Annotated in this window: 23 protein-coding genes and 1 tRNA gene; 12 read left to right on the plus strand and 12 right to left on the minus strand. The window is 69.2% G+C overall.

Annotated elements, in window-relative coordinates; genetic code table 11:
- Nucleotides 1-98: 98 nt before the first annotated feature.
- The 4 genes from P9849_RS02570 to P9849_RS02585 form a co-directional block, all read right to left on the minus strand.
- Nucleotides 99-758, minus strand: coding sequence for a DUF4232 domain-containing protein (locus P9849_RS02570; RefSeq protein ID WP_278268163.1), 660 nt, complete (start codon nt 756-758; stop codon nt 99-101).
- A 134-nt stretch (nt 759-892) separates the two neighbouring features.
- A complete protein-coding gene (locus P9849_RS02575) occupies nt 893-1,606 on the minus strand; it encodes a YcnI family protein (protein ID WP_278268164.1) in 714 nt (237 codons plus the stop codon).
- An 82-nt stretch (nt 1,607-1,688) separates the two neighbouring features.
- The gene (locus P9849_RS02580; RefSeq protein WP_278268165.1) at nt 1,689-2,381 is read right to left on the minus strand and encodes a hypothetical protein; all 693 of its coding nucleotides are present in this window, start codon (nt 2,379-2,381) and stop codon (nt 1,689-1,691) included.
- A 91-nt stretch (nt 2,382-2,472) separates the two neighbouring features.
- Nucleotides 2,473-3,141: a TetR/AcrR family transcriptional regulator C-terminal domain-containing protein gene (locus tag P9849_RS02585; RefSeq protein WP_278268166.1), complete on the minus strand. Its 669-nt coding sequence runs from the start codon at nt 3,139-3,141 to the stop codon at nt 2,473-2,475.
- A gap of 128 nt (nt 3,142-3,269) precedes the next feature.
- On the opposite strand from P9849_RS02585, the gene P9849_RS02590 reads away from it, so the two are divergent.
- Both P9849_RS02590 and P9849_RS02595 read left to right on the plus strand, forming a co-directional pair.
- Complete coding sequence (locus tag P9849_RS02590; RefSeq protein WP_278268167.1) at nt 3,270-4,925, plus strand: amidohydrolase; 1,656 nt, start codon at nt 3,270-3,272, stop codon at nt 4,923-4,925.
- Between the two features lie 50 nt (nt 4,926-4,975).
- Nucleotides 4,976-6,343 carry an APC family permease gene (locus P9849_RS02595; protein WP_066214860.1) on the plus strand — a complete coding sequence of 456 codons (1,368 nt, stop codon included), beginning with the start codon at nt 4,976-4,978 and terminating at the stop codon, nt 6,341-6,343.
- A 101-nt stretch (nt 6,344-6,444) separates the two neighbouring features.
- Here the strand turns inward: P9849_RS02595 and P9849_RS02600 are convergent, their stop codons facing one another.
- From P9849_RS02600 to P9849_RS02610, 3 genes are read right to left on the minus strand one after another with little or no spacing between them, the layout of a single operon-like run.
- A complete protein-coding gene (locus tag P9849_RS02600) occupies nt 6,445-7,617 on the minus strand; it encodes a P1 family peptidase (protein WP_278268168.1) in 1,173 nt (390 codons plus the stop codon).
- The gene (locus tag P9849_RS02605) at nt 7,614-8,261 is read right to left on the minus strand and encodes a TetR/AcrR family transcriptional regulator (protein WP_278268169.1); all 648 of its coding nucleotides are present in this window, start codon (nt 8,259-8,261) and stop codon (nt 7,614-7,616) included. The genes P9849_RS02600 and P9849_RS02605 overlap by 4 nt, the downstream gene beginning before the upstream one ends.
- Nucleotides 8,258-9,772: an APC family permease gene (locus P9849_RS02610; protein WP_278268170.1), complete on the minus strand. Its 1,515-nt coding sequence runs from the start codon at nt 9,770-9,772 to the stop codon at nt 8,258-8,260. Before P9849_RS02610 ends, P9849_RS02605 begins: the two co-directional genes overlap by 4 nt.
- A gap of 255 nt (nt 9,773-10,027) precedes the next feature.
- On the opposite strand from P9849_RS02610, the gene P9849_RS02615 reads away from it, so the two are divergent.
- From P9849_RS02615 to P9849_RS02635, 5 genes are all read left to right on the plus strand, one after another.
- Nucleotides 10,028-10,726: a hypothetical protein gene (locus tag P9849_RS02615; protein ID WP_278268171.1), complete on the plus strand. Its 699-nt coding sequence runs from the start codon at nt 10,028-10,030 to the stop codon at nt 10,724-10,726.
- 118 nt (nt 10,727-10,844) lie between these two features.
- Complete coding sequence (locus tag P9849_RS02620) at nt 10,845-11,474, plus strand: copper resistance CopC family protein (RefSeq protein WP_278268172.1); 630 nt, start codon at nt 10,845-10,847, stop codon at nt 11,472-11,474.
- A 79-nt stretch (nt 11,475-11,553) separates the two neighbouring features.
- On the plus strand, nt 11,554-12,141 hold the full coding sequence (locus P9849_RS02625) for a copper chaperone PCu(A)C (protein WP_278268173.1): 588 nt from the start codon (nt 11,554-11,556) through the stop codon (nt 12,139-12,141).
- 44 nt (nt 12,142-12,185) lie between these two features.
- Nucleotides 12,186-13,433, plus strand: coding sequence for a Dyp-type peroxidase (locus P9849_RS02630; protein ID WP_278269073.1), 1,248 nt, complete (start codon nt 12,186-12,188; stop codon nt 13,431-13,433).
- Nucleotides 13,434-13,638: 205 nt separating this feature from the next.
- Nucleotides 13,639-14,265, plus strand: coding sequence for a hypothetical protein (locus tag P9849_RS02635; RefSeq protein ID WP_278268174.1), 627 nt, complete (start codon nt 13,639-13,641; stop codon nt 14,263-14,265).
- A 107-nt stretch (nt 14,266-14,372) separates the two neighbouring features.
- Here the strand turns inward: P9849_RS02635 and P9849_RS02640 are convergent, their stop codons facing one another.
- Nucleotides 14,373-14,666: a hypothetical protein gene (locus tag P9849_RS02640; protein WP_278268175.1), complete on the minus strand. Its 294-nt coding sequence runs from the start codon at nt 14,664-14,666 to the stop codon at nt 14,373-14,375.
- Nucleotides 14,667-14,817: 151 nt separating this feature from the next.
- Between P9849_RS02640 and P9849_RS02645 the strand changes: the two genes are divergently transcribed.
- The 5 genes from P9849_RS02645 to P9849_RS02665 all read left to right on the plus strand — a co-directional run bounded on the left by P9849_RS02645 (nt 14,818) and on the right by P9849_RS02665 (nt 18,260).
- A complete protein-coding gene (locus P9849_RS02645) occupies nt 14,818-15,135 on the plus strand; it encodes a hypothetical protein (protein ID WP_278268176.1) in 318 nt (105 codons plus the stop codon).
- On the plus strand, nt 15,135-16,025 hold the full coding sequence (locus P9849_RS02650; RefSeq protein ID WP_278268177.1) for a hypothetical protein: 891 nt from the start codon (nt 15,135-15,137) through the stop codon (nt 16,023-16,025). Before P9849_RS02645 ends, P9849_RS02650 begins: the two co-directional genes overlap by 1 nt.
- A gap of 86 nt (nt 16,026-16,111) precedes the next feature.
- Nucleotides 16,112-17,110 carry an aldo/keto reductase gene (locus P9849_RS02655; protein ID WP_278268178.1) on the plus strand — a complete coding sequence of 333 codons (999 nt, stop codon included), beginning with the start codon at nt 16,112-16,114 and terminating at the stop codon, nt 17,108-17,110.
- Entirely contained in the window at nt 17,058-17,417 is a 360-nt protein-coding gene (locus P9849_RS02660; protein ID WP_278268179.1) for a MerR family transcriptional regulator, read from the plus strand. Before P9849_RS02655 ends, P9849_RS02660 begins: the two co-directional genes overlap by 53 nt.
- Before the next feature lie 540 nt (nt 17,418-17,957).
- Nucleotides 17,958-18,260: a hypothetical protein gene (locus P9849_RS02665; RefSeq protein WP_278268180.1), complete on the plus strand. Its 303-nt coding sequence runs from the start codon at nt 17,958-17,960 to the stop codon at nt 18,258-18,260.
- A 151-nt stretch (nt 18,261-18,411) separates the two neighbouring features.
- On the opposite strand, the gene P9849_RS02670 is transcribed toward P9849_RS02665, so the two are convergent.
- The 4 genes from P9849_RS02670 to tadA form a co-directional block, all read right to left on the minus strand.
- Nucleotides 18,412-18,501 (minus strand) — tRNA-Ser (locus P9849_RS02670).
- 191 nt (nt 18,502-18,692) lie between these two features.
- Nucleotides 18,693-20,711: an MDR family MFS transporter gene (locus P9849_RS02675; protein WP_278268181.1), complete on the minus strand. Its 2,019-nt coding sequence runs from the start codon at nt 20,709-20,711 to the stop codon at nt 18,693-18,695.
- A 30-nt stretch (nt 20,712-20,741) separates the two neighbouring features.
- Nucleotides 20,742-21,218, minus strand: a complete 477-nt coding sequence (locus P9849_RS02680) for a MarR family transcriptional regulator (protein WP_278268182.1) — start codon at nt 21,216-21,218, stop codon at nt 20,742-20,744.
- A gap of 166 nt (nt 21,219-21,384) precedes the next feature.
- Complete coding sequence (tadA, locus tag P9849_RS02685) at nt 21,385-21,885, minus strand: tRNA adenosine(34) deaminase TadA (RefSeq protein WP_278268183.1); 501 nt, start codon at nt 21,883-21,885, stop codon at nt 21,385-21,387.
- Nucleotides 21,886-22,024 lie beyond the last annotated feature (139 nt).

Raw genomic sequence — 22,024 nt, forward strand, 5'->3', positions numbered from 1 at the left:
CATCTTGCCGTAGGGGTCTGACAGGAATTGCACGCCGCCTCCCCGGGCCGCTGGGCGGCGGTCCGGACAGGTGGCGTCGTGGGAATAGGCTGTGCGGTTCAGGCGGCCTTGAGCGCCTGGACGGTGAGAAGCTTCACCGCCGCGTTGGAGCAGCCGTCCACCGTGACCGGGATGAACAGCGGATCGCTCGAACCAGGCGCGTAAACACGGTACTGGTGCGCCGCCACGTGGACGCAGTCCGGGTGCAGGCCTGCCTGGCTGTACCGCAGCTGAGCGCCCGCGGCCTGGCCGGGGGCGAGGGTGACGGTGGTCGCCGGCACGGACGCGTCCTGCTCGGCCGGAGCGCCGATCGCGGGAGCGGCCGTGCCCGGCACCAGCTCGACCTTGGGGAATCCGGTCACGGTGCACGTGACGCCACCGGTGTTCTTCAGCGTCAGAACGCCGTAGACGCTGCCCGCCGCGCCACCGCCTGCCGTGTTCAGGGACGCGGCGAGCGAGGAGGCCGTGCAGGGCTTGGGCGCCGCGACGGGCGGAGTGGTGGTGGCGGGCGGCGGGGTGGCCGTGGCCGACGGCGAGCTGGACGGCGTGGTGGCGCTCGGTTCAGGCGTCGTCATGGCGGGCGACGGCGAGTCGCTGGACGGGGAGGGGCTGCTGCCGCTTCCCGGGGTGCTGCAGGCGGCCATCCCCAGCACGAGGACCGTCGCTGCGGCCCCGAGAGGGAGGGTTCGTGACGTCAGGAACTTCCTCGGAGTGCTCATGGAACCCACCCTAGTCCTGTGACGCCTGAGCTGGGGAAACAAAAAGGCCACGGCCGGCCCGGGGCGGGCCCACCGGCTGATGCGGTGGACCGGCGCCCGGGCCGGCGAGGCCTCAGAAACCCTTCCGGGGGCGTCTACTTCGCGGCCGCGCGCCGCGTGCGGACGAGCGCCACGCCGCCCAGCACGAGGCCCGCGACGCCGGCACCCAGGCCCACCCAGGAGCGGGCGGCGGAGGCGCCGTCGTCGCTCGTGGAGGAGGCCGGAGCGGCGGCCTCGGGGGTCGCGGCGCCGTGGCCGCCGTGCTCACCGGGCGCGGAGGCGGCGGTGACCTTGAAGGACGGGGCGGGGGACTTCACGGACTCCTCGTCCTGGCCGGCGGCCGGGATCTGGTTCCAATTGGTCGAGCCCGTGCTGCACTCCTGGAGGGTGGGGAAGTAGAGCGTGGTGTCCGGGGTGCTGGGGACCTTCACGGACAGGACCAGGGCGTCGCGCTGGTGCGGATCGAGCGGGGTCTTGGCCGTGTAGACGATCGCCTTGGTGCGCGTGGTGATCGAGTTGCCGGTCTCGAGCTTCTTGGGCTCGGGGAGCTTCTCGGTGACCTTCTGGATGGTCCAGTTCGGGTTCACCGTGGGGGTGGCGTCGTCCAGTTCCTTCGGAAGGCTGATGGTGACCTTCGTGGTGGGCTGGGTGTCGCAGCCGTGGGGGATGCCGAAGGTCAGGAGGGCGTAGGAGCCGGCTCCGGTCTTGTCCGGCGTGACCCCGACGTGGGCGCTCGCGGCGGCGGCGCTTCCCAGGAGGAGGGCTGCGGCGCCGGCGACGGACAGAGTGGACTTCAGGATGCGTGACATGGTGGCCTTTCGCGGCGCACTCGAGGGCGCGCCAAAAATGTGTTCTCCGGCGTATATACCGGTAAGGGCATGCTGGCGGTCGTCAGAGGACGACGACGCGCGGCGGCCCGCGGAGCCTGTCACGGCGGAGGGTCCGCCACGGAAGCCGCGGCGGCTCGGGCACGAAGGGAGCCCTGAGTGCCCGCCCGGCGACCGGGAGGACCGGGGTCTTCGCGATCCGGAAGAGCGGCCGCAGCCACGCGGCGAGGGCCCAGAGGGCGGCCTCACCCCGGGCCAGCAGGAGTGCCGTCAGGAGGGTGGCCACGACGTGAGCGAAGAGCATCCCCGGGTCGTGCGCCAGGGGGCCATGCGCCGCGGAGTGTCCGAGCGATGGAGTCAGATGCTGCAGCGCGCCGGCCAGGGCGGCGCCGTCGTCGTGCTGATGGGCGGTCGGCAGGGCGATCGGCGGCACTCCCGAGCCGGCCAGGCCCGTGAACGCCTCGTGGAGCAGCACCTGGCCCGCGCCGAGCACGGCGGTCATGGCCGGGAGTCCGAGGCGGATCTTGGTCGCCAGGACCGAGGCCAGGAGGGTCAGCGCGAGCAGGGCTGCGAGGATCGGCGGTGCGGGAAGGGCGCTGCCGGCCAGCGTGTGGGCTCCTGCCGCGAGCGTGAGGATGCCGGTGCTCAGCAGGCCGGTCCGCAGCAGGTGGAACGGCGCGGGACGCCGGGTCCGTGCCGCGGCGGCCGGTGCCGCACCGTGGCCGGGACGCCGGAGGAGTCGGTGCGATGAGGGCACGGCTCCTCCTTCTGCGGGCGCGTTGCGTTCCACCGGGCATGGCTCGGGGACGCGAAGATCGGGGTGGATGGCGAGTGCCATCCGGCTCATTCTACCGGGCGGCCGGCGCCTCTCCGGGTCTGTTGCGGAGGCGGTCGAGCGAGCTGGAGAGCCCGGCGAGGAAGGCGTCCAGGCCGAGGTCGAACGCCTGGTCGGCCACGGCCGTCGCATAGGAGGCGTCGTCCTTCCGTCCGAGAACCCGTTCCCGGACGGCGAGGGCCTGCGTGAAGACGGGGACCTGCTCGGCGAAGTCCCCGGTGTCGAAGATGTCGGCAGGCGCCACGGCGTCCAGGGCCGAGCCGAGGATGAAGCTCTCCAGGGACACGATCGCGCTGACCACGAGTTCCTCGGGCCATCCTTCGTCGAGGAAGCCCCGGGTGACGGCCTCGTACATGCTCAGGGTGGGGTTGGCTCCGGTGACGGGGGTGGTGGCCAGGAGGGCGATCGCGTGCGGATGGGCGGCGAAGGCGGTGCGGTAGGAGCGGGCCCAGCGGCGCGTGGCGTCGAGCCAGGGGAGGGTTCCGAAGCCGGAGTGGTCGATCCCGGATGTGATGAGTTCGCGCATGGAGCTGAGGACCTCGGTCTTATTGCCCACATGGTGATACAGCGCCGGGGTCTTGACGCCGAGCTCGCCGGCCAGCGCGGCCATGGTGAAGTCCTCGGGCCCGGTGCGTCGGAGCACGTCAAAGGCGGTCCGGACGATCAGGTCCCGGTCCAGCACACTTCTTTTCGGCCGTCCCGCCCGTCGTGGCGCGGTTGACATCATGACTGTCCCCTCTTGCGTGTTGCGTACATCACAGACTACTGTGATCCACAATTATTTAATCCCATTAAATATTTGGAGTTCGAATGGTCCTGACAGTCTTCCACGGCGGCGTGGTCGCGGCCGATCCCCGCATCCCCGGACAGGGCGGGAGCACAGCACAGGGGGACGTCACCGCCCTCGCGGTCCGCGACGGCGTCATCGAGGCCGTCGGTCCGGAGGCGGAGGCGCTGCTCGGCCAGGCTGACCACGTCGTGGACCTGGACGGCGCCTTCCTGGGTCCCGCGTTCGCGGACGGCCACGCGCATCCGCTCTTCGGCGGCATGGAGGACCTCGGCCCCCAGATCCGTTCGTGCGGGTCCGTCGAGGAGATCGTGGCCGCCGTCGCCGCGTATGCGGAGGAGAACCCGGACCAGGAATGGATCCTCGGCGCGAGCTACGACGCCACGCTCGCCCCGGGCGGCCTCTTCGACGCCGCCTGGCTCGACGAGGCGGTGCCGGACCGTCCCGTGGTGCTCAAGGCCTGGGATTACCACACGCTGTGGGTCAACTCGGCGGCGCTCCGTGCGGCCGGGATCGATGCCGGGACCCCGGACCCGGACCGTGGCCGGATCGTCCGCCGCGAGGACGGCAGCCCCCTCGGGACCCTGCAGGAGTACGGTGCGCTGGAACTCGTGGAGCGCGTCGCGCCGGGATACTCGCTGAGCCGGCGCGTGTCCGCCCTGGAAAGCGCCACGTGGACGCTCGCCGCCTCCGGGATCACCTGGGTGCAGGACGCCTGGGCCGCCCTGGAGCACCTGGACGTGTACCTTGAGACCGCGCGGCAGGGCCGCCTCAACACCCGCCTCAACCTCGCGTTCCTCGCCGAGCCCGGCCGGTGGCGGGAGAACCTGGACACCTTCGTCGCGGCGCGCGAGGCCGTCCAGGCGGTCGGGTCCGATCTGCTGACCGCGCAGACCATCAAGTTCTTCGCCGACGGGATCATCGAAAGCCACACCGCCTGCATGCTGAGCCCCTACGCGGACTCCCCGGAGGACACGGGACTGCCCAACTGGAGCCAGGACGAGCTGAACGACGCGCTCGCCGCCGTCGACCGTCTCGGTTTCCAGGCCCACATCCACGCGATCGGAGACGGCGCCATCCGCATGGCACTGGACGGCATCGAGGAGACGACGCGGCGCAACGGCCCCCGCGACCGCCGTCCCGTGCTGGCGCACCTGCAGGTCATCGACCCCGAGGACGTCCCGCGCTTCGCGGAGCTGGGGGTCGTGGCCAACTTCGAACCGCTCTGGGCCCGCGAGGACGACGTCATGAACCTCCTCACCATCCCGCGCCTCGGCAGCCCGCGCTCCGAACGCCAGTACCCCATCGGCAGCCTCGTGGAGCGGGGCGTCGCGGTGTCCTTCGGCAGCGACTGGCCCGTCACCTGCCACGAGCCGGTGCCCGGACTCGCGACGGCGGTCACCCGCCAGACCCCCGACCACCTGCCGGCGGGCGGCTGGCTGCCTGCCGAACGCGTCGACGTCGACGCCGCCCTCGCCGCGTACACCTCGGGCGTCGCCCATCAGGCGTTCGCCGAAGACCGCTGGGGTTCGCTGCGCCCCGGCCTGAGCGCCGACCTGGTGCTGCTCTCCCACGACCCCCGGGACGTGGCCCAGGAAGAGATCCAGGACATCCAGGTGAAAGGCACCTGGCTGGCCGGACGCCGCACCCACACCGCGCTGCTCCCCGCCGCGCGCTGAGCCGCACGCCGAGCAGACCCCGCGTGCCTCCCCGACAGAAAGACCTCCCCATGGCATCCACCCCTCTCGAACCCCCGGCGCAGGCCGGCCTGGTTCCCGGCGACCGTCCCCGTCAGCTCCGCCGCGTCCTCGGCCTGGCCGCCCTGGTCATGTTCGGCCTGAGCTACATGGCCCCCGTGACCGTGTTCACGACGTTCGGCACCGTCACCCAGATCACCGACGGTCACCTGGCCGCCGCCTATGTGGTCGCCCTGGCGACCATGTTCTTCACCGCCCTCAGTTACGCCCGCATCTCCGGGGTCATCCCGGCCGCGGGCAGCGCCTACTCCTACACGACCCAGACGTTCGGCGGCCATCTCGGCTTCGTGACCGGCTGGACCCTCATGCTGGACTATCTGTTCCTGCCGATGATCAACTTCCTGCTCGTGGGCCTCTACCTGAACTCGGCGTTCCCCGCCGTGCCGGGCTGGGTGTTCTCGCTGGTGAGCGTGGTCGTCGTGCTGGCGTTCATCGCGCTGGGCGTGAAGTTCGTGGGCAAGTTCAGCGGAGTGATCGTGGCGATGGCCGTGGCGATCATCGTGGTGTTCATCGCCCTGGCCGTCTCGTACCTCTCCGGCAACCCCGCGCCCTCGGTGCTCGCCCCGTTCGAGACCGGTTCCGGCGGTGTGGGCCCGATCTTCGCCGGAGCGGCCGTGCTGGCCCTGTCCTTCCTCGGATTCGACGCCGTCTCCACCCTCTCCGAAGACGCCCGGGACGCGCAGCGGAACATCCCGCGCGCCATCGTCATCACCACGGTGCTGGGCGGGGTCATCTTCATCGCCGTCGCCTGGGCCGGCGGCCTCGTCTTCCCGGACTGGCACGCCTTCGGCTCCCTGGACACCGCGGGTATCGAACTGATCGAGAAGGTCGGCGGCCCCGTGCTGAGCGCCATCTTCATCGCGGTGTTCGTGGCGGGCTGCATCGGCTCCGCCATGACCAGCCAGGTGAGCGTCAGCCGCATCATCTACGCCATGGGCCGCGACGGGCTCCTGCCCCGCGCCTTCGGCAAGCTGCACCCGCGCTTCGGCACCCCCGTGCTCGCCGCCGTCTCGGTCTCCGTGGTGTCGCTGCTCTCCCTGGTCCTCTCGCTGGAGATCGCGGCCACGATGATCAGTTTCGGCGCGCTGTTCGCCTTCTCGATGGTCAACCTGTCCGTGGTGAAGTACTTCATCTGGGACCGTAAGGGCCGCACCCCGCGGGATCTGCTGATCCACCTGGTCCTGCCGCTCATCGGCTTCGCCCTGACGATCTGGCTGTGGACCTCCCTCGCGCCGACGTCCTTCACGGTGGGCGTGTGCTGGATGGTGGTGGGCGTGATCTTCCTGGCCGTCCGCACGAAGGGATTCCGCCAGGCGCCCCCGAAGCTCACGTTCGAGTAGCGCGGCGGCGGGCACGGCTCCCGCACCACGACGACGGCGGTGGGCCGGGCAGCGCGCCCGGCCCACCGCCGTCGTCGTTCAGAGAGCCGTGGTCGGCACGGTCACGACGCGAACGCCGCGCGGACCTCCTCGTGGGGGAGCGCATGGCTCCTGTGGCCCTCGCGGCCGACCATGTCCCGGGCCGCGACGAGGGCGTTGAGGACGGCCTCCTCGGTGGCCTCGACCACAGCCTCGTAGAAGGGGTCCATGCTGCCCCAGGCCACATGGGAGAGCTGTTCGACCACCACGCCGCCCGCGCCCATGCGCGAGCCGAGGCCGCCCTCGTTCGCCGTGGAGAAGGCGAGGAAGATGTCGCCGGAGAAGTGGCTTCCCGTGGTGCCCGTGCGTGCCAGTCCCAGGCTCACCCGGCGGGCGAGCGCGCGGCACTGGTCCGGGAGCATCGGCGCGTCCGTGGCCACGATCACGATCACGCTCCCGGCACCGGCCACCGCGTGGGCCGGGGACGCGGTGTCGCGCTCGAACCAATCGGTGGTCGTCATGGGATCGGGGGCCTGGGAGTCCCTCCCGAGCCGTCGCCCGGCCACGCGCAGTTCCTTCCGGGAGCCGAAGTTGGCCTGCAGGAGCACGCCCACGGTCCAGGAGTCGCCGCCCGAACGGACCACCCGGGAGGCTGTGCCCGTCCCGCCCTTGAAGCCGTAGCAGTTCATGCCGGTCCCGCCGCCCACATTGCCTTCGGCGATCGGCCCGGTGCGGGCGTCGTCGAGGGCGGCCGCGGCGTGCTCGGGACGGACGGTGTCCGCATTGATCGAGTTCAGGTAGCCGTCCCAGGTCTCGCCGACCACGGGCAGCATCCACTGCGCCGCGACCGCGGGGTGATGCTCAGCCATCCACCGATCGACCCCGCGGTGCACGGCTCCCACCGCATGGGAGTTGGTGAGCGCGATGGGCGTCTGGAACTGTCCGGATTCCTCGATCCAGGTGCTCCCGGTCAGTTCCCCGTTGCCGTTCAGGACGGCGAGGCCGGCCGCGCAGGGCGACCCGGCGGCCGCCTTGCCCCGCGGCAGGATCGCGGTGACGCCGGTGCGGGCCACCACGGGCCCGTTGTCGATCAGCGTCACGTAGCCGACCTCCAGGCCCGGCACATCGGTGATCGCGTTCCACGGCCCGGGTTCGCCGTCGAACGGGACGCCGAGATCCCGGGCCCGCGGCGCGGCGCCGAGCGGAGCGGTCCCGGAGGGGCGGCTCGTGCTCGGATCGGAAAGGGGTGCGGTCACTGCTGCTCCTCGGAGGTGGGTGATGGTGAAGATGCGGATGCGGACGGGCCAGGCGTGATGAGCGTGCAGTCCAGGGCGAGCTCGGCGAAGAGGAGGGTGTTCCGCAGATAGCGGTCACGCTGCCAGTCGTCGGGGTCGATGAGGTAGAGGTCGTAGGCGTCCTCGAGGGCCACCAGGTTCTCCGCGATCGCGTGGATCTCCATGCGGGGCCGGAACGCTCCGAGGGCCGTGCCGACTTCGAGCACGATCTCGTACAGGGCGACCTGCCGTTCCACCACGAGCGCCAGATTGCGCCGGTAGTGCGGGTTGTCCTGTGCCGCGGACACCACTTGGTACACGATCCGCAGTTCGTCGCTGATGTGTTCGGGGATCCCCGCCTCGATCATGAGGCGGAGCCTTTCGACCGGGTCGGCGACGCCGTCGATCAGCCGCCGTCGCTGTTCGCTGAACTCGTCGATGACGCCCTTCACGGCCTCCATGACCAGTTGGTCGAAACTCTCGAAGTGGTACAGGACGCTGCCCGTGCTGACCTCGGCGCGCTCGGCGACCGCGCGCACGCTGGCGTTGGCGATGCCGTGTTCGGCGATCACGCTGCTGGCGGCCGCGATGAGGTCCTGGCGGCGCTGTCTGCTCTTGGCCCTCATGCCACCGGCTCCTCGGCCGCTGCCGGCTCGGACGCGGCGGCGCGCTCGTCCGGTGCCGTGACCACCACGGAGGAATTGAGGGCGGCGTAGCGTTCGGGGGAGCGCCGCTGCATCACGAGGCCGGCGATCACGCCGCCCACGAAGACGAGCGGCACGACGCCGATCAGCAGGAGATTCACAGGGCCGGTCATGCCGGACACGATATCGAAGTGCGAGACGATGATGGCGAACGCGGCGATGAGTCCCAGAGCGCCGAGCACCGGTGCGATCACCACACGCCACATCCCATGGCCCCGGCGGTCCTTCCGAAAGAAGCCGATCACCGAGACCGCGGCCACGCCCTGGGCGAAGACCAGACCCGCCACGCCCACGGCATACGTCCACAGACTCAGCCCGAGATAGGGGTCCGTGCCGGAGAGCGCCCCGGCGATCATGACCACCAGGCTGAGGCCCGTCAGCGCCAGGCTCGCGACATGCGGCGACCGCATCCGGTGGTGCGTGCGGGAGAACACCGTCGGCAGTAGGCGCTCGCGGCCGAGGGAGAACACGTACCGCGCACAGGCGTTATGGAAGGCGAGCGCGCAGGCGAAGAAGCTGGTGATGACCAGGATCTGGAGCACGACGCCGGCCCACGCTCCCAGCGACTGCTCGCCGGCGATGAACATCATCTCCTCGAGCTTGTCCGAGTTGGCGAGCGCCAGCACGCCGTCCGCCCCGAAGGCGACGGTGAGGGCCCAGAACGTGAAGGCGTAGAAGACGGCGAGGAACGCGATGGCCAGGTAGGTCGCGCGGGGGACCGTGCGGTCGGCCTGCTTCGCCTCCTCCGCGTAGATGACGGTCCCCTCGAAACCGAGGAACGCCCCGAAACCGAAGACGAACAGGACGCTGGCGCCCGGGACGAAGAAGATGTTGACGGGATTGAAGGAGGCGGCCGTGGCGTCGGCGATGTGTCCGCCGTTCTCCACGATCGCCGCGATCGAGACGATGAGGAGGATGAGGACCTCCGCTGTGAGCAGCACCGCGAGGACCTTCGCCCCGACGTCGATGCGCCGGTAGCCGAGCAGCCCGATCAGGAGCACCGAGAGCGCCGACCAGACGCCCCAGTGCAGATGGATGCCGAACAGGTTCCCGAACGTCAGGTCCGCGAAAAATCCGAGCAGGGCGTAGAAGCCGATGAGGAGGAACGCGTACGCCATCACGGTGACGAAGGCGACGCCGATGCCCACCGGCTTGCCCAGCCCGGCGGCCGCGTAGGCGTAGAAGGCGCCCGTGTTGCGGACGAACCGGGACATGGCCGTGAAGCCGATGGCGAAGAGGATCAGGACCGCGCCGCTCGCGAGCATGGCGCCCGGCGCTCCGATCCCGCCCAGGAAGAACGACAGGGGCGCCGCACTCACGGCCACCGTGAGAGGAGCCGCCGCGGACACGACGAAGAAGACGATGTCGACCGTGCCCAGTCTCCCGGGTGCGAGGGAGTCCGGGGCCTTGGCCTCGGTGGTCGTGCTCTGCATGGGAACCTCCGGTATGCCTCAACGAGAAAACTGAACAAGTGTGAGAAAAGTCTCACCCTGTACTTGTGGCGCGGTCAAGGCTTTCTGCGCTTAAAGTTGACCAGCTGTTCAGATTTCTGACATGGATCGTTCGTCCCGCGCCGTGTCGGCGAGGGGAGCCGCCGGACCCTCCCGACACTTCGACAGCTCGTAGAAATTCGTGGATAATCGGGGCTGGACGGGCGGTGCGCCCTTCCAGGACGAAGGGGAAGGACGATGACGGCACGCGGAGCGCGTTTCGCGCGGGGCTGGATCGCAGCCACCGCCGCGACGTCGATCGCCGCCTTCTCGCATGTCCTCGCGGGCGGAGCCGTTCCCGCGGCCGCAGTCCTGGTGCTCTCGCTGGTCCTGTCCGGGCTGGTGTGCATACTGCTGGCAGGGAAAGGCCTGCTCACCGGGAAGGCGCTCCACGCCGGAAAGCCCCTTTCCCTCTGGCGTCTCTCCGCCGGCGTCCTGTTCAGCCAGGCGCTGTTCCACGGCCTGTTCAGCATGGCGCCCGCCGGGATGACCGCCGGTACGACTGCCGGGCCCGCTGCCACGATGGCGCACGACATGGCCCGGATGGGTCACGCCGGCCACGTCGCCCGGTCGATGGCGCCGGCTCCCGGCACGGTCGCCACGGACGGGTCCATGGCGCTCATGGATCACTCCTCACCGCTCATGTGGCTGGGCCACGTGGTCGCCGCGGTCTTCACCATCGCCGTGCTGCGCCATGGCGAGGTGACCCTCCTGAGGCTTCTCGCCGCTCTGCGGATGCGCCTCCTTCCTGTCATTCCCCGGGTGGCGCCGCTCGTCGTCGTGCCCGGATCGCTGACCATGCCGCTGGACCGGCGCGTCGCGCCGCTGCGCAATCTCGGCGTGCCCCTGCTGGTGATGCGGCATCGCGGCCCGCCGCTGCTGTCTGAGTCGTTCTAGTCACCCCGGCCACCGGTCCGCGTCGCGCGCCGGTGCCGTGAGACCTGCGCGGGATCTCCGCGCCACACTTCTCAGCCGCCCTGCCGGGCCCCTGTGTCCCGCAGGGCAGGAAGCAGTCATGAGTTCTTTGCCATTCCTTGCATGGCGGAACCCGGGGCGTCGTGCCTCCGTGCTGACGGCCGTTCTGGTGCTGTGCTTCGCCGTTCTCCTGGCGGGCGCACCGAAGGCCTCGGCGCACGACCAACTGGTTTCGTCCACCCCGTCCGACGGCAAACGCCTGTCGGCAGCACCCACCCAGGTGTCCGTCACGTTCAGCGCGGCCCTCATGGACCTGGGCTACGAGATCCGCGTCGTCGATGCGGCCTCGAAGAACTGGGCCCAGGGCAAGCCCGTGCTCGCACGGGAGACCCTGGCCCAGCCCCTCGCACCGGACCTTCCGGAGGGGGAGTACCAGGTCCGCTGGAGGGTCGTCTCCAGCGACGGCCACCCCATCAGCGGCAGCTATTCGTTCCTGGTCGGAACGAACGCGAAGGCGGGCACCATTCCGGCGCCCGGACTCGCGCCGGGCACCGAACCCGCCGCTGGAGCGACCGCGCCGTCCTCTGAGGCCGGCGCCGCGTCGGATTCCGGTCAGGCAGCCGGGGTCCCCGGCTGGTTGATCGCCGGCGGCATCGGCGCGGCCGTGGGCCTCGGCCTCTTCCTCGCCGTCCGGGCCCTGCAGCGTCTGCGCCGCGACGACACCGCCTGACGGGCACCCTTTTTCATCCCACACTTTCACACCCGTCCCAGCATCACGCTGCCCGGACGGGCACAGATCAGGAGTCACCATGACCACCAAGAAGACCCTTTCCCTGCTGTCCCTCGCCACTGCCGCCACGCTCGCCCTCGGCGCCTGCTCCTCGGGTAACGCCCCGGCCCCTGCCGCATCGTCGGCCAGCCCGGCGCCCGCCCTCTCGATCAGCGAGCCCTGGGTGAAGGCGGCGTCCTCCGGCATGACCGCCGCGTTCGGGACCGTCCGCAACGGCAGCGGCAAGGACATCACCATCACCACCGTGACCACCCCCGCCTCGCCCATGGCCGAGCTGCACGAGACCGTCATGAACCCCAGCGGCGGCATGCAGATGCGCGCCAAGGAGGGCGGGTTCACCATCCCCGCGGGCGGTGAGCTCAAGCTCGAACCCGGAGCGAACCACATCATGCTCATGAAGCTCGCCAAGGCCTACCGCGCCGGTGACGAGATCCCCTTCGAACTGAAGGCCAGCGATGGCACGGCCCTCAGCTTCACCGCCCAGGTCAAGGACTTCTCCGGCGCCAAGGAGAACTACGCACCGGGTGGGGACTCGGGCGAGCACTCGGGCCACGGCGGCGAGGACCACTCCGGGCACGCCCAGCCCACGACCTCCCCGGCCAAGTGAGTCCGCGGGACGTGGAGCCGGCGGGCGCCCCTGAGGGCCGTCCGGTGGAGCCGGCGGGCGCGGGCACCTCGGCGGGATCCTCGAAGGGGGTACGACGCCGGAACCTCCTCCTCGGTGGCGCCGCGGCGGGGGTGGGGGCGCTGGCCGCCGCTGGGACGCAGCTGGTGGGCGGCGCGCCGTCGTCGTCCGTGGCTGCGGAGACGCCCGACAACGGAGCCGGCACCGTGCCCTTCTTCGGCCCGCGGCAGGCCGGGATCGGCACCGCGGCGCAGGCCCATGGCGCCTTCGTGGCGCTGGATCTGAAGCCGGGGATCACGGCGGCGGGGGTGAAGTCCCTGCTGAAGCTGCTCACCTCCGACGCCGCGCGGCTCACCCAGGGGGAGGGCGCCCTCGCCGACACGGAGGCCGAGCTGGCGTTCCGCCCGGCGAACCTGACGGTCACGTTCGGCTTCGGGCCGGGGCTCTTCCGGGTCGCGGCGCCGGGGCGGGCGCCGTCGTGGCTCCGGCCGCTGCCGAAGTTCGGCATCGACCGCCTGGTGAAGGAGTACAGCGACGGGGATCTGCTCCTGCAGATCTGCGCCGATGACCCGCTCACGGTCGCGCACGCTCAGCGGATGCTGCTGAAGGACAGCCGGAGTTTCACCACGGTCCGGTGGATCCAGCAAGGCTTCCGACGGGCGTACGGCACGGAGAAACCGGGCACGACCATGCGGAACCTGTTCGGCCAGGTGGACGGGACCGCGAACCCGGTGCCCGGCAGCGAGAGTTTCGAGCGGGTCGTGTTCGGGGACGGGGCCAACCGGTCCTGGGCGGAGAACGGGACATCCCTCGTGCTCCGGCGGATCAGCATGAACCTCGACAAGTGGGACGAGCTGGACCGCTCCGGGCGCGAGGAGTCGGTGGGGCGGAAACTCTCCAACGGCGCTCCGCTGACCGGGGTCGACGAGCACGACGAACCGGACTTCAAGGCCCTGAACCCGGTGGGCTTCCCCGTGATCGCGGACTTCTCCCATCTGCGCCGCGCGCGGCCGGAGGACCCGTCCCAGCGGATCTTCCGGAGGGCGTTCAACTACGACGTGCCGCCCGGAGGGCCGGGCGTCTCCGACTCGGGGCTGCTGTTCGCGTCGTTCCAGGCGGATGTAGATCGGCAGTTCGTGCCGATCCAGAAGCGCCTGGACGATCTGGACATCCTGAATCAGTGGACGACGCCGGTGGGCTCGGCGGTCTTCGCCGTCCCGCCGGGGTGCGGTCCGGACGGCTTCGTGGGGGAGGGCCTGTTCGCCTTCGCGTAAGGCGGTGACTCACGGTCCCTCGGGGCTGCGAGAGGTCGAAGCCGGCGCCGTTCGTGAGAGCGGCGTCGGCCTCAGCCGTGAATGCCGCCCGTCGCAGAGCGACGTCCTCGGCTACCCTCTGTGTTCGCGGCGTGGAGGCGGATATGCTGACTCCGCATCACTCGTATTGCCGGTTGAACCGGACATTTTCACTGGGGGACTTTCCGTGTCTATGAAATCTTGGGGGCGCGCGGTCATCGCGGCCCTGACGGCGCTGGTCGCCGTCGTCGCCTCGCTGGTCGTGGCGGCTCCTGCGCAGGCGGCTCCGACCGTCGCCACCCGCGTCGCGTCCTACGCGGCCGGACCCGCCACGGTCACCCGTGGCAAGCCGATCACCATTCAGGGCCAGGCGCAGCGCCTGAACGGGCGGACCTGGGCCAACACCGGCACCGTGAAGGCCGTCGTGTACTTCGACCCGGACGGCGCCAAGCCCAACGCCGCGGTCCGCACCGTGAACAGCAACGCGAAGGGCTTGGTCCGCACCTCGTTCACCGCGAGTGTCTCGGGCAAGTGGTCGCTGCGGATCGTGTCGACCGGCACGCTGAAGGCCAGCTCGAGCGTGCAGAAGTACGTGCGCGTCGTGGCCCCGCCGCGGCCGACCCGCCCGACGTCCGCCGCTCCCATCAGCAAGTTGAATTGCCCTGCCTGGGCGCCCATTAAGGGGAACCAAGGTCGCCCGGAGTGGATCTATCACCTGCCGGGCCAGCGTTCATACAACATCACCGCACCCGAAGCGTGTTTCTCCACCGAAGCCGCAGCGCAGCGTGCTGGTTACCGGAGGGCCCGGAACTAAGTCCTCTGCCTGAAGAAGCTCCCCCGGGACCGGACCGAGACATCGGTTCGGCGCCGGGGGAGTTTTTCGTGCGGCGCGCTGTTCCCGGTAGGCGGGCACCGCCCGCGTCACCAGGTGATCAGCACCCACTCGCCGGGCAGCGCCGGCTGCCGCAAGGCCTCCAGGGCGCGGTCACGCGCTTCGCCGACGTCGGTTCCCGTGTACGACGACCATGACGTCTCCACAAAGGTGCCGTCGGCCGCGTAGTCGCGGATGTCCAGTCCGAGGATGAGCCGCCCTGCCGCGGCAAGTGCGGCGACGACGTCGGGCGCCTGAGACAGGTGCCACACGCCGCCGTGCGTGCCTGGCCGGACCCCTGCCTGCAGTGCGGCGGGCAGGAACGACAGGTCTTCGGCAGTCATGGAGGCATTCTAGGGATTCTGGGATCGGATATCCGGGAGGCCCGACTCGGCGGCCCGTGACCAACTGGTGCGCGCGGCCCGAACCGCTCCGATCTCCCGAACCCGGCCGTGTCACTTGGGCAGGGTGCCGGCCTCGCGCGATAGTTGGCCTATGAGAATTGATCTGAGCCGGCTGGACGCCCACGCTGCTGATTCCGTGGGGCGCGAACGGACCGTCGACCATCCGGCCGATGATCTTCTGTCTGGCCTGCTCGAGACCGTGGTCGTGCCCTGGCTGGCGTCCGCACCGTTGGCCATGTGGACCTGCCGGGCACGTGTCCTTGGCGAGTGGGCCGACATCGCCGAGTTCCCCTGGGCCTGGGGCCGGGACTCCGGGTTCCAGCTCCTCATCGCCGACGAACCGGTCGAGAGCCTTCTCACCCCTGGCGCGACGGCTTTCGAGATCGTAGGGCTGCCCTCGTTCGATTGATGGAAGCACCTCAGGACCAGGGCGCAGCAGCCCACGCCCATGTGGCACGAACGAAGAAGGACACGGTGCAGCTCACCAAGAATCTGGACATCCCCTCCCACGAGGCGCCTGGCAGCGGCGCCCCGGTGTGGAAATCGGCGTCGGTCCGCAAGGGCCGTCTCAGGGCCGCGATCACCTCCACGGCGGTGTTCGCTGTAGTCGCGGTCGGCGTCGCGGTGCTGCTCGCGTGGACCACGAATCCCTGGTGGGGCGGCTACCCGCGGACCCCTGCGACCGTGGTCGGCCTCTCCGAATACGACACTCACAAGAGCAGCACCATCTGCACCACCACGGTGCGCTTCGTGCTCGACGGGGTCACCCACGAGGCTCAGGTGAAGGATGAGGGACCGTGCGATGCGCTGGCGGGCTACAAGGAGCAGGTCACTCTCGCGTACAACCCCTCGGACTTCTCCGGAGTGCTGATCGTCGGCCAGGACGCGAGGATCCGGACCGCGGTCTCGATGATCGGACTGATCTCGCCGGTCCCGTTGCTCCTCTTGCTGGGGCTGAGCATCGCCTGCATCCGCTCGTACAGGAATGCCAGGCGGGCTGCCACGGGCATGGCGTGGCAGGAGATCACGGTTTTCGTGAAAGACGTGAAATCCCTCCCGGAACACACGGACCTCCTCGTCCATGCACGTGATGCCAGCGGTGCGGAGCGGACCTTCGTGATCGGCTATCCCACGCCCAAGATGCCCGGATTCGAGCCGCAGAAGGACAGGGACCTCACGCTCCGGTTGGTCAGCGACGGCGACGGTCACGCGGTGCTGAGCGCGCCCGACGGCACCGCAACCTGCGACGCCACCCTCTCGACGCCGAACAGCTTCGAGCTCCGGACTCTGGGGTTGTGAGCGGAGCGGGCAGTCCGCCCGGGATGTGGCACGCTGCTCTGGGCGACGCTTGACCTGGAGCGCGCTCCAGCTGCTGTGCTCCTGCCATGACTGTTCTTGATCCGAGGGATATCGCCCTCGGCACGATGTACTTCGGCACTCGGATCGATGAAGCCAGGGCGTTCGAGCTCCTGGACCGCTTCGTCCTCCGCGGAGGCCGATGGTTGGACACGGCGAACAATTACGCATTCTGGCTGGACCCGTCCGGTCTCGGGGGCGCAAGTGAGTCGGTGATCGGTTCGTGGTTGCGGGCGAATCCTGGCCTGAGGGACCGAGTCCGGATCTCGACCAAGGTCGGGGCCGCCCCGACCGTGCCAGGGGATTGGCCCGGTTCCATGGAGGGCCTCGGCGCGACCGCCGTCCGTACCGCCTTCGAAGGTTCCTTGGAGCGCCTCGGCACCGATCACGTGGACCTCTTGTGGGCTCACGTCGAGGATCGCGAGATCGACCTCGAAGAACAGGTCTCGGTTTTCGGGTCCCTGGCCGCTGAAGGGAAAGCGATGCGGCTCGGCGCCTCGAATCACGCCGGCTGGCGCGTCGAGCGTGCTCGGTCGATGGCTCTCACCGTGGGAGTCGAGCCCTTCACGGCCGTGCAGTTGCGACACAGCTACTTGCAACCGTCGCCGTTCGTGCCGCTGCCGGACCGTGGTCATGTGGTTGCGACGCCGGAAGCGCTCGATCACGTGCTCTCTACGGATCTCCGGCTGTGGGTCTATAACGTGCTCCTCGGCGGTGCGTATGCGGACCAGGCCCGGCTGCAGGATGCCTATCGTCATCCTTCGTCGGAGCGACGTCTCGCGGCGCTGGACCGTGTTGCCGCCATGCTGGGGGCCACCAGGAACCAGGTGGTGCTCTCCTGGTTGCTCGGCTCCCCTCAGTCGCCCACTCCGATCGTGGGAGTATCGACTCTGGAACAGCTGGATGAAATGATGGACGCCCGTCAACTGCAGCTTGACGAGGAGGCACGGGGCATTCTGGAAGAGGTGGTCGAGAGTGACGACGTTCACGATGCAGGAAGCGGCGGCAGCCACGGGGCTCTCTCCTGACGCGATCCGCTACTACGAAGACGAGGGGATCATCGGTCCGTTCGAGCGCAGTTCGTCGAACCATCGCAGGTTTTCCGACAGTGATCTCGCATGGATCGGCGTGGTCACCTGCATACGGGACGCCGGGCTGGGTATCTCGGACCTCCGCGAGTTCGCCACGCTCCTGCGTGGGGGAGGGGCTCCCACGGACCCGGTGACCTTCCTCCGGGAGCGTCGGGCCACCCTGGCCGCACGCGCCGAAGCCCTACACCGGGCCATCGACGTCCTCGACGACAAGATCACCCACTTCGGCCGGCGGCACGAGTAGCGGTCGTCGGTCGAAGCCGTCGCCTGAGCGAACGATGGTCGAGATCATGCGGCAGGGGAGGTATTCCGCAAGTGAGATCGGTCCCAAGCCCTCCGAACCATTGTGTTTGCCCTCGTCTGCAGCTCCCCTCGTTACCTTGTCGTAGGGTGTCGCCGTAGCCGAGTGGAATGGGTGGCAAGAACGCTGACTCTTACGTCGAGGGTTCTGAACTGGGAGCCAGTCACGCGGACTGATCGTGGTTGGCAAAGCTGCTGTCCAGGGTGGCTAAGATTTCCTCATCACTCGCGATTGAATTGGGGTTCTATGAAGAAGATCCTTGCGCCCGTTGGTGCGTTGGCTGTGGCAGTTCTCGTTGCTTCCTGCTCTTCTGGCAGTAACAGTGGCGCGCCAACGAGTGCCCCGGTTGCGGCTGGACCGGCATCCGCTTCCACGGCGGCTACTCCTAGTCCATCATCCACGCCGAAACCTTCTCTGAAGACGGCGACTGAGATAGCAAATGCGCTCAAGTCCAAGGTCCCTCAGATTACGAAGGTCACAACGGTGACTGAAGCGACGGACGTAAACAATATGATCGGGCGTCCAGGACAGTACACATCGGCCGCGTGGATTACGGACAACCGCGGGAAGCCTGGCGAGACCGGCGTTGATGGAGGTGCTGTTGTCGAGACTTTCGAAACGGCGGATGACATGAACGCCCGGGCGAAGTACATCGCTGATGTGTCCAAGGGCATCGGGATTCTTGCGGAGTATCACTACATGACTGGCACGTCGCTGGTGCGGGTATCGGGCAAGTTGACGCCGACTCAGGCGAAAGCGTACAAGGATGCCGTCGCAGGGCTCTAACCTGAGCGTCTGATCAAAGTACTGAACGCCGGGAGCACTCTCGTCCCGCGACGGTGGGCGCGCTCCTAGCGTTGTGCCCAAAGGCTGATGCCGGGCAAAGCAAAGGCCCCTGCTTCCCTCCTGAACAGAGGGAAGCAGGGGCCTTGCTACTTGGCGGTGACGGTGGGATTTGAACCCACGTTGGCTGTTACACCAAACAACATTTCGAGTGTTGCACCTTCGGCCGCTCGGACACGTCACCAACGGTTGACCACTTTACCGTAGCCGGACACCCCCGCCCAAACGGAGCACCTGCGGTCCGGTTCGTGAGCCTCGGATCCGCGAGTTCCCGGGCTTTTCGTCGAACCTCCCAGAACCCCCGGAAACGCCCGAGGGGCGCCCACCGCAATCGGTGGACGCCCCCTCTCGGCTTCTCCGCAGGCGCCGGCCGCCTCAGCCCGCGCTGTGCCGTCCCCGGGTCGCCAGATACAGCGCGGCCTCCTTCTGGAGCTGCCGCTCGGCGTCGAGCTCGGCCTGGATCCTGGCCAGCTCGCCGGCCGCCTGGCCCTGCCGCTCGGACATCTCCAGCTGCGCGAGCAGCTGGGTGTTGACCTTCTCGCTCAGCTTGGCGAGCTGCTCCTGCTGCTTCGCGAGCAGGAGCTGGGTCTGCTGGAGCGCCGCGAGCGTGGCCGCGTTGTCGCCCTGGGGCACGACGCCGGGCGCCTCGCGCTCAGCCAGCAGGAGCCGCAGCTCGGAGTCGAGGCCGCCCTCCAGGCCGCCGTCTTGCATCGCAGGGGCGGTGCGCTGATGCCCTGCGACGTGAGCCGGAACGTGCTGCTCCGGGGCGTCGCTCGGGTTCAGGCCGTTGGCGAGGGCCTCACCTGCGGCTCCGGAGGGAGCGGCGACCGCGGCGAGGGTCGCTGTCGTCGTGTCGGGTTCCGCAGTGGAGCCCTCGGACGCTGCCTTGGCCGGCTGCATCTCGACGGTCTTGCGGAGCGGGACCTCCTTGATGAACAGCACGGCGATGATCGCGGCGATGGCCACGAAACCGGCGATCAGGAAGATCTGCGCGGAGGCGTCACCGTAAGCGGCCTTGACGATCGTGGCGATCGGGCCGGGCATGTCCTTGACGTCCAGGCTCGTGCTCGACGCGCCGGATCCGGCAGGGACCTTGATGTGGTGGTCGATGAAGCCCTGCTTGATCAGATCCGAGGAGCGGTTGCCCAGCACGGCGCCCAGCACGGACACGCCGATCGCGCCACCGACGGTCCGGAAGAACGCCACCGAGGCACTCGCGGACCCGATGTCCCGCGGAGCCACGGTGTTCTGCACGGCCAGGACCAGGTTCTGCATGGTCATGCCGAGGCCGAGGCCCAGGACGGCCATGTAGACGCCGGTGATCCAGAAGTCGGTCTCGTGGTCGATCGTGCCGAGGAGGAGCATGCCCGCCGCGGTGAGGATCGTGCCGGCCACCAGGTAGCCCTTCCACTTGCCGTAGCGGGAGATCAGCTGGCCCGCGACCGTGGAGCCCACCAGGTTGGTGAAGATCATCGGCAGGGTCAGCAGGCCGGCCTCGGTGGGCGTCGCGCCACGGGCCACCTGGAAGTACTGCCCGATGAAGGAGGAGGAGCCGAACATGGCCACGCCGATGGCCACCGAGGCCACGATGCTCAGCGCGGTGGTGCGGTTGGAGATGATCTTCAGGGGGATGATCGGCTCGGAGACCTTGGCCTCGACCAGGATGAAGAGCAGCAGGCCGACGACCGAGCCGCCCACCATCGCCGCGGTCTGCCAGGACCACCACTCGTAGTAGTCCGGGTTACCGGCGAACGAGACCCAGATCAGCAGGGTGGAGACGGACGCGCTGAGCAGAATGGTGCCCAGCCAGTCGATCTTCGCCTTGCGGCGGATCTGCGGCAGCTTCAGCGTGATCTGGAGCAGGATCAGGGCGATGATCGCGAGCGGGACGCAGACGTAGAACGTCCAGCGCCAGCCCCAGTGGTCCACGATCAGACCGCCGAGCAGCGGGCCGCCCGCGGTGCCCACGGCGAGAACGGCGCCGAGGTAGCCGGAGTACTTGCCACGCTCACGCGGGGCGATCATGACGCCCATGATGGCCTGGGACAGGGCGATCAGACCGCCCATGCCGATGCCCTGGATGACGCGTGCGGTCAGCAGCATCGGGATGTCGGGGGAGAGGCCCGCCACCACCGAACCCGCCACGAAGACGACGATGCTCAGCTGGACCAGGATCTTCTTGTCGTAGAGATCCGCGAGCTTGCCCCAGATCGGGGTGGTGACGGCGCTGGCCAGCATGGAGGCCGTGATGACCCAGGCGAAATCCGTCTGGGTGCCTTTGAGGTCGGAAATGATGGTGGGCAGCGCGTTCGAGACGATCGTGCTGGACACGATCGCCGTGAAGAACGCGGCAAGGAGGCCGGTGAAGGCCTCCATGATCTGCCGGTGGCTCATGGGCTGAGCCTCGTGGGTGGGGTTCAAGATTCAGTCTCCTGCGGGGGTGGCGGCGGCGTACGGGGAGGGCTTGCGACGGTAGGACTGCAAAGCCACGGTGAGATCGGTCAGGTTGGAGCGGCACGTGAGCGCCTGGTCCTCGTCCCAGTCACCGAGAAGGCTCAGCAGTGCCTGGACGCGGTCCTCCTCGGCCCGGGCGAGCTGATCCTGCCCGGTCTCGGTGACCTCCAGGAGCTGGGCCCTGCGGTCCGTGGGGTCCTGCGTCCGGGTGATGAAGCCGCGTTCCTCGAGTTCCGCGAGGTGACGGCTCAGCACGGGGGAGCTCACACCGAGCCGCTGCGCGATGTCCACCGCACGCCCACCGTGTTCGGTGATCATGTGGAGCACCCCGAGCAGGGCCGTGCTGGTTCCCGGAGCGAGGGAGTCGTGCGAGAGGCAGCGCAGTGCGCGCTGCAGATCCACGACCCCGCGGATGAGTGCCCGCGCTGTTGCTGGCTCTACCGGCATCCGATCCTCCTGTAATTGCTTATGGCAACTATATAAGTGGAAAGGTTGCTTAGTCAAACTAATATTCCGGCGAAGGGTTACGGAGGCGAAGGGGGCGAGAGGACGCGCAGGGCACGACGACGGCGCGTCCCGGCTCCGGCTGCCGTGAGGGGAGGAGGTCCCGGGGTCAGCCCCGGTGCCGGGCGAAGAAGTCCCGCAGGAGGGTGGCGCACTCGTCTTCGCGGATGCCCGCGTAGACCTCCACCCAGTGGTTGAGGCGGCGCTCGCGGAGGATGTCGAAGACGGAACCCGCGGCGCCGGCCTTCTCATCCCAGGCGCCGAACACCACGCGGGGGATCCGGCTCAGGACGATCGCCCCGGCGCACATCGCGCACGGCTCGAGCGTGACCACCAGGGTGCAGTCCTCCAGGCGCCAGCCGTCGGACTCGCCGCCGTCGTCGGTCATCCTGCGGCGGAGGGCCTCGGCTCCGGCCCGGATCGCGACCACTTCGGCGTGGGCCGTGGGGTCGCCCAGGGCCTCGCGTTCGTTGCGGCCGGTGGCCAGGACGGCGCCGTCGGGACCCAGCAGCACGGCGCCGATCGGCACGTCCTCGGTGCGCAGCGCCTCCCGGGCCTCGGCGAGGGCGAGGCCCATCCAGTGCTCGTGGTCGGTGTCGTGCGGGATCATGCCCACCAGCGTATCCGGCCTCCCACACTCGCGAACCGCCAGTAGGCGCCCGTATGGCCCACGGATACGGGCGCCTACTGGCGGTTCGCGAGCGGAACTGCCGCGGTTGGCGAAAGACGGCAAACGGCCGGCGTCCTGT

Source organism: Arthrobacter sp. Y-9 (assembly GCF_029690065.1).
In the GTDB taxonomy this organism is placed as follows: domain Bacteria; phylum Actinomycetota; class Actinomycetes; order Actinomycetales; family Micrococcaceae; genus Arthrobacter_E.

Bases quoted from the DNA above. Each gene is read 5' to 3' on its own strand.
- P9849_RS02570 (WP_278268163.1), bottom strand. From the start codon at position 758: ATGAGCACTCCGAGGAAGTTCCTGACGTCACGAACCCTCCCTCTCGGG.
- P9849_RS02680 (WP_278268182.1), bottom strand. From the start codon at position 21,218: ATGCCGGTAGAGCCAGCAACAGCGCGGGCACTCATCCGCGGGGTCGTG.
- P9849_RS02650 (WP_278268177.1), top strand. From the start codon at position 15,135: ATGGAAGCACCTCAGGACCAGGGCGCAGCAGCCCACGCCCATGTGGCA.
- P9849_RS02620 (WP_278268172.1), top strand. From the start codon at position 10,845: ATGAGTTCTTTGCCATTCCTTGCATGGCGGAACCCGGGGCGTCGTGCC.
- P9849_RS02590 (WP_278268167.1), top strand. From the start codon at position 3,270: ATGGTCCTGACAGTCTTCCACGGCGGCGTGGTCGCGGCCGATCCCCGC.
- P9849_RS02645 (WP_278268176.1), top strand. From the start codon at position 14,818: ATGAGAATTGATCTGAGCCGGCTGGACGCCCACGCTGCTGATTCCGTG.
- P9849_RS02655 (WP_278268178.1), top strand. From the start codon at position 16,112: ATGACTGTTCTTGATCCGAGGGATATCGCCCTCGGCACGATGTACTTC.
- P9849_RS02625 (WP_278268173.1), top strand. From the start codon at position 11,554: ATGACCACCAAGAAGACCCTTTCCCTGCTGTCCCTCGCCACTGCCGCC.
- tadA (WP_278268183.1), bottom strand. From the start codon at position 21,885: ATGATCCCGCACGACACCGACCACGAGCACTGGATGGGCCTCGCCCTC.
- P9849_RS02605 (WP_278268169.1), bottom strand. From the start codon at position 8,261: ATGAGGGCCAAGAGCAGACAGCGCCGCCAGGACCTCATCGCGGCCGCC.
- P9849_RS02640 (WP_278268175.1), bottom strand. From the start codon at position 14,666: ATGACTGCCGAAGACCTGTCGTTCCTGCCCGCCGCACTGCAGGCAGGG.
- P9849_RS02615 (WP_278268171.1), top strand. From the start codon at position 10,028: ATGACGGCACGCGGAGCGCGTTTCGCGCGGGGCTGGATCGCAGCCACC.
- P9849_RS02595 (WP_066214860.1), top strand. From the start codon at position 4,976: ATGGCATCCACCCCTCTCGAACCCCCGGCGCAGGCCGGCCTGGTTCCC.
- P9849_RS02610 (WP_278268170.1), bottom strand. From the start codon at position 9,772: ATGCAGAGCACGACCACCGAGGCCAAGGCCCCGGACTCCCTCGCACCC.
- P9849_RS02675 (WP_278268181.1), bottom strand. From the start codon at position 20,711: ATGAGCCACCGGCAGATCATGGAGGCCTTCACCGGCCTCCTTGCCGCG.
- P9849_RS02575 (WP_278268164.1), bottom strand. From the start codon at position 1,606: ATGTCACGCATCCTGAAGTCCACTCTGTCCGTCGCCGGCGCCGCAGCC.